Source organism: Shewanella sp. S1-49-MNA-CIBAN-0167 (genome assembly GCF_040310145.1).
In the GTDB taxonomy this organism is placed as follows: Bacteria; Pseudomonadota; Gammaproteobacteria; order Enterobacterales; family Shewanellaceae; genus Shewanella; species Shewanella psychromarinicola.
This window is the reverse complement of record NZ_JBEOPO010000093.1, coordinates 1-1,627: the sequence shown is the minus strand read 5'-3', so window position 1 is coordinate 1,627 and position 1,627 is coordinate 1. Positions and strand designations below refer to the sequence as shown.

The window sequence follows — 1,627 nt, the reverse complement described above, 5'->3', positions numbered from 1 at the left end:
CCCGGATTTGCCTAAGAATACAACCTACCACCTTAAACGCGGACTACCAACGCCGCGCTAGCCTAGCCTTCTCCGTCTCTCCATCGCAGTTAGTGAAGGTACAGAAATATTAATCTGTTTCCCATCGATTACGCCTTTCGGCCTCACCTTAGGGGTCGACTCACCCTGCCCCGATTAACGTTGGACAGGAACCCTTGGTCTTTCGGCGAGGGAGTTTTTCACTCCCTTTATCGTTACTCATGTCAGCATTCGCACTTCTGATACGTCCAGTGTGGGTTACCCCTTCACCTTCAACCGCTTACAGAACGCTCCTCTACCGCGCACTTCTAATGAAATGCACCCGTAGCTTCGGTGGTATGTTTAGCCCCGTTAAATCTTCCGCGCAGGCCGACTCGACTAGTGAGCTATTACGCTTTCTTTAAATGATGGCTGCTTCTAAGCCAACATCCTAGCTGTCTGAGCCTTCCCACATCGTTTCCCACTTAACATACACTTTGGGACCTTAGCTGACGGTCTGGGTTGTTTCCCTTTTGACAACGGACGTTAGCACCCGCTGTCTGTCTCCCGAGTAGTACTCATTGGTATTCGGAGTTTGCAAAGGGTTGGTAAGTCGGGATGACCCCCTAGCCTTAACAGTGCTCTACCCCCAATGGTATTCGCTCGAGGCGCTACCTAAATAGCTTTCGAGGAGAACCAGATATCTCCGAGTTTGATTGGCCTTTCACCCCCAGCCACAAGTCATCCGCTCATTTTTCAACATAAGTCGGTTCGGTCCTCCAGTTGATGTTACTCAACCTTCAACCTGCCCATGGCTAGATCACTCGGTTTCGGGTCTACACCTTGCAACTAAACGCGCAGTTAACACTCGGTTTCCCTACGGCTCCGCTATTCGCTTAACCTCGCTACAAAATGTAAGTCGCTGACCCATTATACAAAAGGTACGCAGTCACGGTCTCAAGAACCGCTCCCACTGCTTGTACGTACACGGTTTCAGGTTCTATTTCACTCCCCTCACAGGGGTTCTTTTCGCCTTTCCCTCACGGTACTGGTTCACTATCGGTCAGTCAGGAGTATTTAGCCTTGGAGGATGGTCCCCCCATATTCAAACAGGATGTCACGTGTCCCGCCTTACTCGTTTTCATCTACGGTTAGTTTTCATGTACGGGGCTATCACCCTGTGCCGCTGTGCTTTCCAACACATTCCACTAACACCCCATAGACTTAAGGGCTAATCCCCGTTCGCTCGCCGCTACTAGGGGAATCTCGGTTGATTTCTTTTCCTCTGGGTACTTAGATGTTTCAGTTCCCCAGGTTCGCCTCATAACGCTATGTATTCACGTTATGATGACCACTTATGTGGCCGGGTTTCCCCATTCGGATATCGTTAGCTCAAATGCTTATTACTAGCTCGCCAACGCTTTTCGCAAGTTATTACGTCCTTCATCGCCTCTGACTGCCAAGGCATCCACCGTATACGCTTGGTCACTTAACCATACAACCCAAATGAGTTTCACTTGCGTGAACCTCTGAGTCATATCATGACCAGCTGGTTTTTACTTGTCTCACCTCCGGGTAGGAAGTGGACTCGCCTTAGTTTTTTAGAATATTCAAGACACTTAAACAGTGT

General features: G+C 49.4%; 1 rRNA gene. It reads right to left on the bottom strand.

Annotated elements, in window-relative coordinates:
* Positions 1-1,492: ribosomal RNA gene (locus AAEZ00_RS20505) — 23S ribosomal RNA — on the bottom strand; the annotation flags it as partial.
* Positions 1,493-1,627: the final 135 nt, after the last annotated feature.